Source organism: Nonomuraea gerenzanensis, from assembly GCF_020215645.1.
Lineage (GTDB): Bacteria > Actinomycetota > Actinomycetes > Streptosporangiales > Streptosporangiaceae > Nonomuraea > Nonomuraea gerenzanensis.
The window spans coordinates 8,362,163-8,376,122 of the sequence record NZ_CP084058.1; the positions used below are offsets into that span (position 1 = coordinate 8,362,163).

The window sequence follows — 13,960 nt, forward strand, 5'->3', positions numbered from 1 at the left end:
CCGTCCCGGGGGCCGGTCGTGCGTGTTCTACGACTGCGGGGGCCATCGGAAAATGAGCGGCGTCCCGCGGCGGGCAGCCGTTATCGTGCCTCCGTGTTGCACACGCACGAGCGATTCGTGACCTCCGGCCCGCTCCGGATCTGGACGGAGCGGGCCGGGGCTCCCGGGCAGCCCGCCGTCCTGATGGTCATGGGGTCGGCCGCCCAGGGTGTCAGCTGCCCCGACGCGCTGGTGAGCCGGTTGGTCGAGCGTGGGGTGCAGGTGATCCGGTTCGACCATCGGGACACCGGCCGGTCCAGCCTCGTCGACTTCGACGAACATCCGTACACGATCGCGGACCTGGCGCGCGACTGCCTGGCCGTGCTGGACGGCCATGAGCTGGATGCCGCCCATGTGGCCGGGACCTCCATGGGGGGCATGATCGCGCAGTGGCTGGGGGTGCACGCGCCGGACCGGGTGCGGTCCCTGACGGTGATGTCCAGCTCGCCGATGGGTCACGATCCACGTCCTGTGTGGGCACGGGCGCGGGCCGGTGAGCCGGCCGACCCGGACGACCTGCCGCCGCCGTCGCCGGCGTTCCTCGCGCAGGTGGCGGCCGGGCTGCCGCCGGGCGTGGAGTCGGACGTGGCCCTGTTCCGGGTCTTCAACGGGCCGGTCCGGCCGTTCGACGAGCCGGCCGCCAGGGCGATGCTGGAGCTGGCGCTGTCACGGGCCACCGACCCGGCGGCCGCGGCCAACCACCACCGGGCCGTGTGGATGGACGCCCCCGGCCTGCTCGCCCCGCTGTCGTCGATCACCGCGCCGACCTCGATCGTGCACGGCGACCAGGATCCGGTCTATCCGCTCGCGCACGGCGAGGCCCTGGCTGCCGCGATCCCGGGCGCGGAGCTGCACGTCGTGCCCGGGATGGGCCATGTGATGACCTCACCGGGTCTGCCCGAGGAGGTCGCCGACCTGATCCGGCTGTGAGCGGCGTGGGCGTGCTGTTGACCGTGCGCGTGGATCGAGTCCGGCGGGTTCTTCTGACGGTCGCCGTGGTTCTGCCTGCCGGCCAGGGCTGACAGGCGGAAGTGGCCCGTTCCGGAACCAACGAGGCGAACGGGCCGTTCATCCGGACATGAGCGCTGAGTCGAAGATTGACAGATTCCGGCGCCTGCCCGAGCGGCCGGACCCGGCCGCGTGGCAGGCCGGGCGGGACGAAGGGCCGTTGCCGCAGGCGATCGCCGAGCCGGTGGACGTGGGCGACACGGGCATGCGGTGGGTGGCGCCGGAAGTGGAGGCGTCCCGGCGGATCAGCGACGCGATCGTCCGCCACCGCACCTCTCAGGACTAGGAACGTCCGGCAGTGACGGGCGAGGAGACGTGGCGGGCCGTCGGACGGCTCGCGGAACGCTTCGTGCAGCCGACCGATGATCGATGACGGCGACGACACCCAGCACGACGACCAACCGCCGCCATGGCGGCCCGCCCGTTTTCGCCACACGGTACCCGTGTGAGCCTCAGGAACCCGTCAGTTCGTCAGCGTGAGCGGGTTGACCAGGTCGGCGTAGACCAGCAGCCCCGCCATGACCACCATCACCAGCGCCGCCGCGTACGTCAGCGGCAGCACCTTGGCGATGTCCACGTACGCGGGCGCCGGCCGCCGCATCACCTTGGCGTAGCCCCGCTTGAGCCCCTCCCAGAGCCCGCCCGCGACGTGCCCGCCGTCGAGCGGCAGCAGCGGGATCAGGTTGAACATGCCGATCGCCAGGTTGAAGCCGGCCAGCAGGCTGACGGAGGTGGCGAGCTTGTCCTCGTCGGACAGGTCGGAGGCGAGGATCTCGCCGCCCAGGCGGCCCGCGCCGACCATGCCGACCGGGCCTTCGGGGTCGCGTTCCTCGCCGGAGAAGGCCGCGTGCCAGACGCCGGTCATCTTCTCCGGCAGGTTCACGATCGAGCCCGCCACCCTGGCCGTCTGCGCGCCCAGGTAGCCGAACACCTCGCCGACGCCCTGCGGCTGCCTCACCTGGGTGGGGCGCACGCCGAGGAAGCCGACGTTCCTGTCGACCTTCCCGGGGTCCTCCAGGCTCGCCATGCCACCGGCCTGCTTCCGGTTGCGTGGGTACGCGGGCCCGGCCCGTGATCAGTGGAGCTGGATGCCCACGAGGCAGGTGTCGTCGTCGGTGTCGGATCTGCTGTGGGTCAGCAGGTGGTCCAGCCGGTGGCCGAGGCCCGTGCTCGGGTGCGTGGCCGTGCGCAGGAGCTGCTGCTGGGCCTGGTGCAGGGGCAGGTCGCGGCGCTCGATCAGGCCGTCGGTGTACATGAGCAGCACGTCGTCGGCGGCGAGCTGGATCTGGCTCTCCTCGTACGTCATGTCCGACAGCGCGCCGAGCAGGACACCGCTGATCATGTCCAGCTCGGCGGCCCGGCCGTCCCTGATCAGGACGGGCGGCAGGTGCCCGGCCCTGGCCCAGCTCAGCACCTGCGTCTCGGGGTCGTACAGCCCGCAGATCGCCGTGGCGGTCACGTTCTCGGTCAGGTGGTGGGCGACCATGTTGAGCCAGGCCAGCAGCTGGCCGGGGCCCGCGCCGGTGGCGGCCAGGCCGCGCAGGGCGTTGCGCAGCACGACCATGCCGGTGGCCGCCTCGATGCCGTGCCCGGCCACGTCGCCCACGGCCAGCAGGATCTTCTTGGACGGCAGGATGACCGCGTCGTACCAGTCGCCGCCGACCAGGTGCTCCTTCTCGGCCGGCCGGTAGCGTACGGCGACGTCCAGGCCGAACGCCTCCACCGGCTGCTGGCTGGCCGGCATGATGGCCCGCTGGAGCTGCAGCGCCAGCCGGTTGCGCTCGGCCGCCTGCTGCTCGGTGTGGGCGAGCTGGTCGCGGGTGGCCGCGAGCGCCATCTCCGTCCAGTGCTGGGAGGAGATGTCCTGGTACGCGCCCCGGATGGCCAGCAGCAGCCCGTCGTCGCTCAGCGCCGGCTCGGCCACCACCCTGATGTGGCGGGCGATGCCGTCGCGCCGCTGCAGCCGGAACGCGGCCGAGGCGGGCTGGCGGTGGTGCAGCACCGTGCGCAGGAAGCGGCCGATGACCACCGCGTCGTCGGGGTGGGCGTGCTGGGCCAGCAGCTCCAGCGGGATGGGCGGCTCGCCGGGAGCCATCCCGTACAGGGAGTAGAGCTGGCTGTTCCAGGTGATCTCGCCGGTGAGCGCGTTCTCCTCGAAGCCGCCGATGCGGCCCAGGCGCTGGGCGTGCTGGAGCAGGCTGGCCAGGCGGGTGGCCTCGTCCTGCAGCCGCCAGATCATCAGCACGTCCTCGCCGTGGCGGGTGATGCTCACGTGCGCGACGCTGGCCAGCGGCACCTGGTCGACCAGCGCGATCAGCGTCACCCGGTCGGACTGGAACGGCTCGCCGGTCGCGTGCACCCGCTCGATCTTGGAGAACAGGCCGTCGTCCTGCGCGGCCAGCGGGTACGCCTCCAGCAGCCGCGAGCCGGTCACCATCGCGGCCGGCCGCCCGGCCGGGTCGGCGAAGCGCCGGTTGGTGTGGCGGATCCGGAAGTCGGTGAGCCGGCCGTCGGCGCTCAGGCAGGGCCGCAGCACCATGGCGGCGTCGGGCAGCACGTCGGCCAGGTCGGTCAGCTCCGACGGCGGTGCCACGTCGGGCGCGCCGACAGGACGCTCCAGCGTGTGCGCGCACAGCTCGGCCAGCGCCTCGATCTGCTTGACGATCTGGGGCGACGGCTTCTCCAGCGGCTCCGGCCAGCTGATCTCCAGCACGCCCAGCACGCGGCCGCCGGTGCCGGCGGGCACCGACGCGCGGCCCCCGCCGGGGGTGGCGTGCCAGCCGATCGAGGGCAGGCCGACGTCCGACAGCGCGCGCAGCCAGATCGCCTTGCGTTCGGTGAGCGCCTGCCGGGCGGGGGTGGCCACGCCGGGCGGCACGTAGCGCCAGCGGGCGGCCTCGGCCTCGTTGAAGCCGGCATAGCCGGCCAGGGCTAGTGAGGCGTCGTGGCCGGCCGCCCAGATGGCGACTGCGGTGGCACCGAGCGGGGTGAGCGCGTGCTGCAGCAGCGACTCGGCGACGGCCTGCGCGTCGCCCGCCTGCAGCATGCCGTTCTCGGCGCTGCGCATGCGCACCGCCACGCCCGCACCGCCTCCCCCACCGGCACCCGCACCGCCTCCCCCACCGGCACCTGCGCCGCCTCCCGCGCCGCCTCCCGAGGCGGGCCCTGAGGCGGCGCGATCACGCTCGGCCGGGGACAGCGCCTCGCGTGAACGGGCCGCGTTCAGAAACTCCCTGGCCGTCTCGCTGATGCGATCCCTGGCGGCGTGGTTGATGATGTCGGCCGACATCTCGATGGGCGAGACCCCCGCCTGCTCGGCCAGCGTCGCGATCTGCCGCGCGGCCTCGGTGAGGCCGCAGCCGAGCCGCTCGATCAGGATGCCCTTGGCCACCTCGATCAGCGCCCGGCCCTCGGCCGCGTGCTGGGCCTCCCGCACCGCCTCGCGCAGCCGTTCGATGGTCGCCGCCAGGCGGCCGACGTTGGTCGCCGCCAGTCGGCCGACGTTGGTGGCCGCGCCCGCGTCCGGAAGCTCCGGGTAACCGGCGGTGCCGGGGTCCGGCGCAGCCGGGTGCTGGAGGTCGTGCACGTGCTCTCCTTGCCTGGTGACGAGGCCTGGTGACGGGGCGGTGGGGGACGGTACGCGGGCTACGCCGCCAGCCAGTGCCGGATGCGCTCGATCAGGTGATCGGCGTCCACCGGCTTGGTGACGTAGTCGCTGGCCCCCGCGGCCAGGCTCTTCTCCTGGTCGCCCGGCATCGCCTTGGCGGTCACGGCGATGATGGGCAGGTCGGCGTACTCGGGCATGGCCCGGATCGCGGCCGTCGCGGCGTAGCCGTCCATCTCCGGCATCATGACGTCCATCAGCACGAGATCGATCTCGGGGTGCCCGACGAGGGCGTCGATGCTCTCTCTGCCGTTCTCGGCGTGCAGGACGCGGATGCCGTGCACCTCCAGCATGCTGGTCAGCGCGAACAGGTTGCGCGTGTCGTCGTCCACGACCAGGATCGTGCGGCCGCTGAGCGCGCCGTCCACCTCACTCTCGGCGGGGGCGGGGACGGACGCCTCCGAGCGCATCAGCGGCAGCACGTCACCGACCTGCTCGGCCGTCAGGTGCAGGGCGATGCGCTCGCGCAGCTCGTCCAGGCTGGACAGCAGCTCCAGCGGCTGGTTGGCCAGGTGCGCCGCGCGCTGCGGGCCGGCCTGCCAGTTGGTGTAGGCCAGCACGGGCACGCCGGCCAGCGCCGGGTCGCCGTCCATCGCCTCCAGGAGCTGGTACGCGGCCTGCTGCGGCATCTCCAGGTCGAGCACGATGCAGTGGCAGGGCTCGGCGGCCAGCGTGGCCGCCGCCTCCTGGGCGCCGGCGGCGGCGACGAGCTCGATCTCGCCGACGCGGGTGCGTGGCAGCTCGTGCACCACGCTCTCGGCGACCAGCGAGAGCAGCCCGCGGGCACGCTGTTCGATCACCAGCAGGCGGCGTTGCTGGGGCGGAGCCTCAGCCCCGGCGGAGCGGGGCTCACCGGGCGTCGCCTCGTCCTGCTCGGCGGCCTCTTCCGCCTGCTCGGCCACGGTGTCCTTGGCGGCCGGGTCCTGGAAGTCGGGGCGCGCGATCGGCAGGTAGAGCGTGAACGTGCTGCCCTCTCCCGGCGTGCTGTGCGCGGCGATGGCGCCGCCCAGCAGGTAGGCGATCTCGCGGCTGATCGACAGGCCCAGGCCGGTGCCGCCGTACTTGCGGCTGGTGGTGCCGTCCGCCTGCTGGAACGCCCCGAAGATCACTTCGAGCTGCTGCTCGGCGATGCCGATGCCGGTGTCGATCACGCGCAGCGCGAGCGCGCCGCCGTGGGGCCGCACCGAAGGGGGCAGCTCCGACTGCGCGGCCGGCTCGATGCGCAGCTCCACGCTGCCCGTCTCGGTGAACTTGACCGCGTTCGAGAGCAGGTTGCGCAGCACCTGGCGCAGCCGGGAGTCGTCGGTGAGCAGCTCGGACGGGACGCCGGGAAGGGTCGTGACGCGGAAGTCGAGGCTCTTCTGGCTGGTCATGGGCCGGAACGTGGCCTCGACGTAGTCGAGCAGCTGACGGACCTGAACCCATTCGGGGTTGATGTCCATCTTGCCCGCCTCAACCTTGGACAGGTCGAGGATGTCGTTGATGAGCTGCAGCAGGTCCGAGCCGGCCGAGTGGATGATCCCGGCGTACTCGACCTGCTTCGGGGTGAGATTGCGGGTGTGGTTCTGGGCCAGGAGCTGGGCCAGGATGAGCAGCGAGTTGAGCGGGGTGCGCAGCTCGTGGCTCATGTTGGCGAGGAACTCGCTCTTGTACTTGCTGGCCAGCGAGAGCTGGTGGGCGCGGTCCTCCAGCTCCTGCCTGGCCTGCTCGATCTCCAGGTTCTTGGTCTCGATGTCCTGGTTCTGGCGGGCCAGCAGCGTCGCCTTCTCCTCCAGCTCGGCGTTCGAGCGCTGCAGCTCCTCCTGCTGCTGCTGCAGCTCCTCCGAGCGGGCCTGCAGCTCGACCGCCAGCCGCTGCGACTCCTTGAGCAGCTCGTCGGTACGCGCGTTGGCCACGATCGTGTTCAGGTTGACCCCGATGGTCTCCATGAGCTGGTCGAGGAAGGTCCGGTGGACGGGTGTGAACGCCTGCACCGAGGCCAGCTCGATCACGCCCAGCACCTGCTCCTCGACCACGATCGGCAGCACGATGAGCGAGGCCGGCAGGCTGTCCCCCAGCCCCGAGGAGACCTTGACGTACCCGGCGGGCACCTCGTCCACGGCGATGGTCCTGCGGGTGCTCGCGGCCTGCCCGACCAGGGCCTGGCCGAGGCGGAACCGGTCAGGCCGGTCGGTCTCCACGGGGTAGCCGTAGGCGCTGATGAGCTGCAGCTCGCTCTCCTCGGCCAGGAAGAACGCGCCGTACTGGGCGGAGACCAGCGGCGCCAGCTCGTTCATCACCAGCTCGGCCACCGTGGCCAGGTCGCGGTGCCCCTGCATCAGGCTGGACATGCTGGCCAGGTTGGACTTCAGCCAGTCCTGCTGCTCGTTGGCCGTCGTGGTCTCACGCAGGGACTTCACCATCGAGTTGATGTTGTCCTTCAGGTCGGCCAGCTCGCCCTCGGCGTCCACGGTGATCGACCTGGTCAGGTCGCCGGAGGTGACGGCGCTGGTCACCTCGGCGATGGCGCGGACCTGGCGGGTGAGGTTGCCTGCCAGCTCGTTGACGTTCTCCGTCAGCCGCTTCCACGTACCCGACACGCCCTCGACCTCGGCCTGACCGCCCAGCCGCCCCTCGCTGCCCACCTCGCGGGCCACGCGCGTGACCTCGGCGGCGAACGCGGAAAGCTGGTCCACCATCGTGTTGATCGTGGTCTTCAGCTCCAGGATCTCGCCCCGGGCGTCCACGTCGATCTTGCGCGTCAGGTCGCCCCTGGCCACGGCCGTGGTGACCTGGGCGATGCTGCGTACCTGGTTGGTCAGGTTGTCGGCCATGGAGTTGACGTTGTCGGTGAGGTTCTTCCAGGTGCCTGCCACGTTCGGCACCCGCGCCTGGCCGCCGAGCTGGCCCTCCGTGCCGACCTCGCGCGCCACGCGGGTGACCTCGTCGGCGAACGCGCTGAGCGTGTCGACCATCGTGTTGATCGTCTGGGCCAGGACCGCGACCTCGCCCTTGGCCTCCACCGTGATCTTCTGCGACAGGTCGCCGCGGGCCACGGCGGTGGCCACCTGCGCGATGCTGCGCACCTGGCTCGTCAGGTTGGAGGCCATGACGTTGACGTTGTCCGTCAGGTCCTTCCAGGTGCCCGACACCCCTCGGACCGTCGCCTGCCCGCCCAGGTTGCCCTCGGTGCCGACCTCGCGGGCCACCCTGGTCACCTCGTCGGCGAACGCCGAGAGCTGGTCCACCATCGTGTTGATGGTCTCCTTGAGCTCCAGGATCTCGCCCCGGGCGTCCACCCGGATCTTCTGCGACAGGTCGCCGCGCGCGACCGCCGTGGTGACCTCGGCGATGCTGCGCACCTGCGCTGTCAGGTTGTCCGCCATGACGTTGACGGACTCCGTCAGCGCCTTCCAGGTGCCGGAGACGCCCTTCACGTCGGCCTGGCCGCCCAGGCGGCCGTCGGTGCCGACCTCGCGCGCCACCCGCGTCACCTCGTCGGCGAACGAGGAGAGCTGGTCGACCATCGTGTTCAGGGTGTTCTTCAGCTCCAGGATCTCGCCCCGGGCCGAGACCGTGATCTTCTGCGACAGGTCGCCGCGCGCGACGGCGGTGGCCACCTGGGAGATGTTGCGCACCTGGTCGGTCAGGTTGCCGGCCATGAAGTTCACCGAGTCGGTCAGGTCACGCCAGGTGCCGGCCACCCCCTTCACGTTGGCCTGGCCGCCGAGCTGCCCCTCCGTGCCGACCTCGCGCGCCACGCGCGTCACCTCGTCGGCGAACGAGGAGAGCTGGTCGACCATGGTGTTGACGGTGTTCTTCAGCTCCAGGATCTCGCCCCGGGCGTCCACCGTGATCTTCTGCGACAGGTCGCCGCGCGCGACCGCCGTGGTGACCTGGGCGATGCTGCGCACCTGGTCGGTGAGGTTGCCGGCCATGGCGTTGACCGAGTCGGTGAGGTCCTTCCACGTCCCCGACACCCCGGGCACGTCGGCCTGGCCGCCCAGCCGGCCGTCGGTGCCCACCTCGCGGGCCACCCGCGTCACCTCGGAGGTGAACAGCGCGAGCTGGTCCACCATGCCGTTGAACACGGACGCGATCTCACCGAGCAGCCCGTCGGCGTCCCCGGGCAGCCGATGGCGGAAGTCACCGTCCCTGACGGCCGTCAGCCCCGCCAGGAGCTGCCGCAGCTCCTGCTCGCCCACTTCCGCGTTCCCAGGGGTGGTGGAACGCGAGCCCTGCACCGATGTGTCACTCATGTCCCGCCTCTTCGCTCTGCCCGTCAACTTGAGCTGCCGCTCTTGTGCGTCCGTCGCTCCGTGGTGCCGAGGGCACGACTACCGACCTGTCTGTGCCTTCGTCACCGTTTTGTGAGGGTACTAGATCGCTGCACTGCTTCCCCCGCCTTCGGCCTGCCACAACGAGCCGCGGAGCCCGTGCTGGACGTGCGTGGCGCGGATCCCGTGACGATGCCGCCCGGCACCGTGTCACCGTACGGCGGCCAGGGTGTTGAGGGGGTCGTCCAGGAGTCTGGCGAAGGCGAGCTCGGCGGCCCCGGCGAGCGTGGTGTCGTCACCGAGGGCCGTCACGGCCAGGAGCACCCGCTCGCGCGACACCGGCAGGACATGCGCGTCGATCCGGGCACGGACGCGCGCCGCGGCACCCGGATAGACGTCGCGGAGCATCCCGCCGAAGACCACGAGCGCCGGGTTGAACAGGTTGATGAGGTTGACGACGCCGACGCCGAGCCAGTCGCCGACGCGGTCCAGGGCCTCCCGCGCCCGGGGCTCACCGGCCTCGGCGAGGGCGACCACGGCCTGGATGCCGTCGCGTCCGATGAGGTCGCCGGCCCGTCCCGCGTAGTCGAGCAGCGCCTGCTCCCCCACCTCGGCCTCCAGGCACCCGCGCGACCCGCACAGGCAGGGGCGCCCGTCGAACGGGTTCACCAGCATGTGCCCGAGCTCGCAGCCGTAGCCCGCGTCGCCGTCCAGAAGTCTGCCGCCGACGATGATCCCGCCGCCGACGCCGACGTCCCCGTGCAGGTAGATGAGGTTGTCGACGTCGCGTCCCGCGCCGCGTACGTGCTCGGCGACCGCGCCCAGATGCGCCTCGTTGCCCACCTCGACGGGCAGCCCGAGGCCCAGCCCGGCGGCGAGCTTCGCGCCGAACGCCTGATCCACCCAGCCGAGGTGCGGCCCGTACCGGACCGTGCCGTCGGCGCGCCTGATCAACCCGCAGTAGGACGCGCCGACCCCCACGCACAGCGCCCCCGGATCGGCCCCGGCCACCAGCTCGCGGCCGAAGGCGGCGAGCACCTCGACGACGTTCTCCAGATCGACCCCGGCGCGGGCGCGCACCGCCTCACGGCGCTCGAAGACCTGGCCGCCGAGCCCGACCCGGGCCGCGAGCAGCCGGTCCACGGCCACGTCGAACGCGAGCCCGTACACCGTCCCCCGCTCGGGCATCACGACGATCGACGGCCGCCCCGCGCGGCCCTGCCCGGTGGGGACACCCTCGCGGACGAGCCCGGCGGCGGCCAGCTCGGCGGTCAGGTCCATGATGGTGCTGCGGTTGAGGTCCATCCGGCGGCTGAGTGCGGCCCGCGACACGGCCCCGTCCTTGTGGACGCGCCGCAGCACCTCGCTCAGGTTTCGCTGCCGCATCCGCTCCTGAGTCCGCGGGCCCGCCGCCGATCCCGTCACCTCCGCCAGCCTAGAACGTGTCCGCTCGGGAGGACAGCCGGGACGGGCGGGAGGCCGCATCCGAGCAGACGCCTACCCAGATATCGCCGTAGCCACGAGCCGGAGAGCCCGTTCATGATCATGGCTGCGTTCCGGGTCAGAGTGCCGGAATCGGCATCGAGCCGCAGGCCGGGGAACCGGTCGAGGAGCGTCCCGATGGCGATGCGGGCCCCGACGCGGGCGAGCGGCGCGCCCACGCGGTAGGGCACACCGTGGCCGAAGGCCGGGTGGGCGGAACCCAGCCGGGTGAGGTCGAGCTGATCGGACTCGGGGGAAATGGACGGGATCGCGGTTGGCGGCCTGCAGGGCGACGACGACGCTCTCCCCCGCCTCGATCGTCACCTCGCCCACCACCCTGTACGGAGGCTTCGTCTTCTTCCCGGGAGAGAGCGCCACCGCCGTGCTCGACGCCTACCGGGAATGGGTGGGACCGTCCCGGAGAGCATGTCGTCCTCCGCCGCGCTGGTGCGGCTGCCGGACGTGCCGGTGCTGCCGGAGCCGCTGCCCGCCGTCACCACACCGATCATGGACAAGGTGCGGGAGATGCCGTACGCCGACTGCGCCTCCATCCACTCCGACCCGGTGGACCCGGCCGCCGTCATCGAGCGCGCCGGGCTCCTGCGCGAGCTCACCCCCGAGACCGTCGGCGCGCTGGTCGCGGTCGCCGGAGCAACGGCTGAAGCAGCGCGTCGATCCGGTCGATCCGGTCCGGCTCAACCACAACATCCGTCCCGCAGCCTGAGGCTTGTGGGAGGCGGGCCGGTCAGCCGGGCATGACCGGCCCGCCGCGCCGGCGCGATCACGCCGAGCCGCACCAGCCCGCCGATCGCCATGGCAGGCACCACCGCGAGCAACGCCGCCGGCACCACTCCGGCACCCGACTCCTCCGCGAGCGCGAAGACGAGCGCGATGCGGCATCACGGAGCGAAAATCGTCCAGTGCTCCGCGAGGTCGAAGCCCATGGCCTGATAAAGAGGGACGCCCAGAGGACTGGCATGCAGAAAGGCGGTTCTCGCCCCGGCCGCATGAGCGTCGCTCAACACCGCCGCCGTAGCCGCCCAGCCGTAACCGCGCCGCCGATGTGCGGGAGGAACGGCGATGTTGAAAACGCCGACCAGATCGTCCACGAGAACGCCGAAGGAGGTAGCCACGGGGACACCTTCGACCTCGCAGAGATAAGCACGCATCGAAGGGTGCCCGATCAGGGAGGGCGCGCTGAAAACCGAGAAGAGCTCCGCCGGCCCCTCGTATCCGGCGGCCATCGTCGTCCGGTACAGATCTCCCTCACCGGCCGGGATCCGGCGCACCACGAGGCCGTCGGAGCCGGATCCGCGCAGGTCGTCGCCGGTCAGCTCCTTGAGCATGAAGGGGAGCGTCATCCGCTGCAGGAGCCCGTGGCCCTCGGCGGTTCGCACGATCCGGTCATCGACCTCCTCGCCGCGCACCTGCACACTCCAGGCCACGGACGCCAGCCGCGGCGAGGAGGCGAACGCCGCCACCTCTTCGGCGTCGGCCTTTCGCACTGTGCTGAAGACGCCGTTGAGCAAGGGCATCGGAGCTGTGGTGACAAGCTCCGTGGTGCCGCCGGGGCCGGACCTGTGAAAGCCGCCGGGCTGGGAGGCCGCGAACCTGTCGAGCGCGGTCATCCATGCCTGCGCAGCCGTGTCCACTGCGTTCACTTGATCTCTCGTCCTTTGTGTAGGGAGCCTGTCGATCAGCGGTCCCCCACTCTCGTTCACGAAGGGGGTTGCACACATCAGTCACATGACGCTGCCGGGGCCCCTGGTCACGGCGGGCCGGGGCCGGTGGGCGACGAGAACAGGCCCGCATCGTCGCGTCATCCGACTGTCTCCGCCGGAGGCGCGCCGATGGCCGCACCGGCCCGCATGGCGGGGTGCGGCGCCATACGCGACGGGTACGCGCGGGTCACTTGGCCTGGAAGCCGCCGTCGATGGTCAGGATCGCGCCGGCCACGAACGACGCCCTGCCGCCGTCCTGGGTCAGCTCCACGACGGCCTGCTTGCCGACGTCCTCGCGCCGTCCGCTCCCACCTTGCAGGACATGCTGTCCGCGCTGATCGCCGGCACCCTGGCCCGCACCGCATGATCCGGTACTGCTTCTCGATCGCAGGTACCCGACATCCCAGTGGATGGCGATGCGAGACCCGCTGCTGCTCCTGGGAGGAGCGGCCGCTTGATGCTGACCATGATGCGGCGGCCTTCCTTTCCGCAGGTTCGAGAGGCGCCGCACTCACTCTCGAACGCACGGGCATCCGTCGCATCGGTCATCCGACGGCCGGCTGCGACAGGCCCGGAGATCCCATCGGCGAGCCGTTGAGCCATTCGCTTCAGGAGGCGTGCCGGACCTCGCCGCTCCGGCCACCACCGGCGCCCGCGCTCCACGGCCGGTCGGGGCGGGCGGCACCGTCACTTCTCGCCGTCAGGTGACCGGTGCGCCTGACGCCGGCGACGGTGCGGGCGCATGGAACACCGTCGTGCCGGATCGGCTCGCTGGACGACCACGCAACCATGTCGGACCCTGAACCATTCCAGGTCCGAAGACCCCCTCTTACCGTTGTAGCAGGACGGTGAAGGCGCTGCGGGGGCGTGGGGACCGAGGCCCGCAGGCCCCATCGGCGGCCGGCGTCACCATCTCCGATCTATCGCACGAGAACCTTGGAGCACCCTTCATGACCACTGTGATGCTTGTGCACGGCGCCTGGCACCAGCCGAGCAGTTGGGCCCGCCTTGAGGGCGAGTTGCACGCTCTCGGCTATGACACGCGAACGCCGGGCCTCCCGAGCGCCGGCGAGCAGCCCACCGCAGGCATGCACGACGATGCCGCCGTACTGGCCGCGGAGCTGGCGTCGATCGCGGGACCTGTCGTGCTGCTCGGCCACTCCTACGGGGGCATGCCGATCACCGAGGCCGCCGCAGGGGCGGGCAACGTCGAGCGGTTGATCTACCTCGCCGCCTACATGCCGGACAAGGGGCAGTCGATGTACACCATCCACGGCCTGCCCGATCCCGAAGACCTCAGCGGCCTGTTCCCGCGCGGCGAAGAACCGCGTGTCTCGCTCTACGGCGACCTGCCCGACGAGGAGGCCGAGCAGGCGGTGAGCATGCTGGTCGACCAGACCATCCGCTCGTTCGCGGAGAAGGTCGACGTGGCCGCCTGGCGGAGCATCCCGTCCGCCTACATCATCACGGAGCAGGACAAGGCCATCCCTCCCGCCCTGCAGGAGCAGATGGCGGCCCAGGCGAACGAGATCCACCGGCTCCCCGGCGGTCATTCGCCGTTCCTGTCCCGGCCACGCCGGCTGGCCGCCCTCATCGACGAGATCGTACGGCCGGCAAACTGACGCGCCGGGCGAGGCGACGATTTCCCGCGAGCATGCCGGCTGGTCATTTCCGCACGGCGGACACCGTCATCCGGAGTGCGAGCTTCGCCTGACAATTCCGACGTGATTAGGCCGCCGTCGAGCCCCGGTTCCCTGCCATCAGTGAGAAATTGCCCAGGCCATTGTGCT

Annotated in this window: 10 protein-coding genes; 4 read left to right on the plus strand and 6 right to left on the minus strand. The window is 71.5% G+C overall.

The annotated features are described in order from the left end of the window. The first annotated feature begins 93 nt into the window (after positions 1 to 93). On the plus strand, positions 94 to 969 hold the full coding sequence (locus LCN96_RS38910) for an alpha/beta fold hydrolase (RefSeq protein WP_225267428.1): 876 nt from the start codon (positions 94 to 96) through the stop codon (positions 967 to 969). Positions 970 to 1,117: 148 nt separating this feature from the next. Next, positions 1,118 to 1,333, plus strand: a complete 216-nt coding sequence (locus LCN96_RS38915; protein WP_225267429.1) for a hypothetical protein — start codon at positions 1,118 to 1,120, stop codon at positions 1,331 to 1,333. Between the two features lie 177 nt (positions 1,334 to 1,510). On the opposite strand, the gene LCN96_RS38920 is transcribed toward LCN96_RS38915, so the two are convergent. The 4 genes from LCN96_RS38920 to LCN96_RS38935 all read right to left on the minus strand — a co-directional run bounded on the left by LCN96_RS38920 (position 1,511) and on the right by LCN96_RS38935 (position 10,353). Then, positions 1,511 to 2,074 (minus strand): site-2 protease family protein, encoded by a 564-nt coding sequence (locus tag LCN96_RS38920; protein ID WP_225267430.1) that lies wholly within the window; start codon positions 2,072 to 2,074, stop codon positions 1,511 to 1,513. Between the two features lie 48 nt (positions 2,075 to 2,122). Continuing rightward, positions 2,123 to 4,633, minus strand: coding sequence for a SpoIIE family protein phosphatase (locus LCN96_RS38925; RefSeq protein WP_225267431.1), 2,511 nt, complete (start codon positions 4,631 to 4,633; stop codon positions 2,123 to 2,125). 59 nt (positions 4,634 to 4,692) lie between these two features. Continuing rightward, entirely contained in the window at positions 4,693 to 8,949 is a 4,257-nt protein-coding gene (locus tag LCN96_RS38930) for a HAMP domain-containing protein (RefSeq protein ID WP_225267432.1), read from the minus strand. 228 nt (positions 8,950 to 9,177) lie between these two features. Further along, positions 9,178 to 10,353: an ROK family protein gene (locus LCN96_RS38935; protein WP_225267433.1), complete on the minus strand. Its 1,176-nt coding sequence runs from the start codon at positions 10,351 to 10,353 to the stop codon at positions 9,178 to 9,180. 498 nt (positions 10,354 to 10,851) lie between these two features. Between LCN96_RS38935 and LCN96_RS38940 the strand changes: the two genes are divergently transcribed. Further along, positions 10,852 to 11,208 (plus strand): hypothetical protein, encoded by a 357-nt coding sequence (locus LCN96_RS38940; RefSeq protein WP_225267434.1) that lies wholly within the window; start codon positions 10,852 to 10,854, stop codon positions 11,206 to 11,208. 140 nt (positions 11,209 to 11,348) lie between these two features. On the opposite strand, the gene LCN96_RS38945 is transcribed toward LCN96_RS38940, so the two are convergent. Both LCN96_RS38945 and LCN96_RS38950 read right to left on the minus strand, forming a co-directional pair. Further along, on the minus strand, positions 11,349 to 12,110 hold the full coding sequence (locus LCN96_RS38945; protein WP_225267435.1) for a GNAT family N-acetyltransferase: 762 nt from the start codon (positions 12,108 to 12,110) through the stop codon (positions 11,349 to 11,351). Between the two features lie 247 nt (positions 12,111 to 12,357). Next, positions 12,358 to 12,681, minus strand: a complete 324-nt coding sequence (locus LCN96_RS38950; RefSeq protein ID WP_225267436.1) for a hypothetical protein — start codon at positions 12,679 to 12,681, stop codon at positions 12,358 to 12,360. Positions 12,682 to 13,120: 439 nt separating this feature from the next. Here LCN96_RS38950 and LCN96_RS38955 point away from each other — a divergent pair, with 439 nt between their 5' ends. Beyond that, on the plus strand, positions 13,121 to 13,792 hold the full coding sequence (locus LCN96_RS38955; protein WP_225267437.1) for an alpha/beta hydrolase: 672 nt from the start codon (positions 13,121 to 13,123) through the stop codon (positions 13,790 to 13,792). The last annotated feature ends 168 nt before the right edge of the window (positions 13,793 to 13,960 follow it).

What these genes read in the sequence shown, in the direction of transcription:
- LCN96_RS38915 (WP_225267429.1), top strand. Translation starts at nt 1,118, where the DNA reads ATGAGCGCTGAGTCGAAGATTGACAGATTCCGGCGCCTGCCCGAGCGG.
- LCN96_RS38920 (WP_225267430.1), bottom strand. Translation starts at nt 2,074, where the DNA reads ATGGCGAGCCTGGAGGACCCCGGGAAGGTCGACAGGAACGTCGGCTTC.
- LCN96_RS38930 (WP_225267432.1), bottom strand. Translation starts at nt 8,949, where the DNA reads ATGAGTGACACATCGGTGCAGGGCTCGCGTTCCACCACCCCTGGGAAC.
- LCN96_RS38935 (WP_225267433.1), bottom strand. Translation starts at nt 10,353, where the DNA reads ATGCGGCAGCGAAACCTGAGCGAGGTGCTGCGGCGCGTCCACAAGGAC.
- LCN96_RS38940 (WP_225267434.1), top strand. Translation starts at nt 10,852, where the DNA reads ATGGGTGGGACCGTCCCGGAGAGCATGTCGTCCTCCGCCGCGCTGGTG.
- LCN96_RS38955 (WP_225267437.1), top strand. Translation starts at nt 13,121, where the DNA reads ATGACCACTGTGATGCTTGTGCACGGCGCCTGGCACCAGCCGAGCAGT.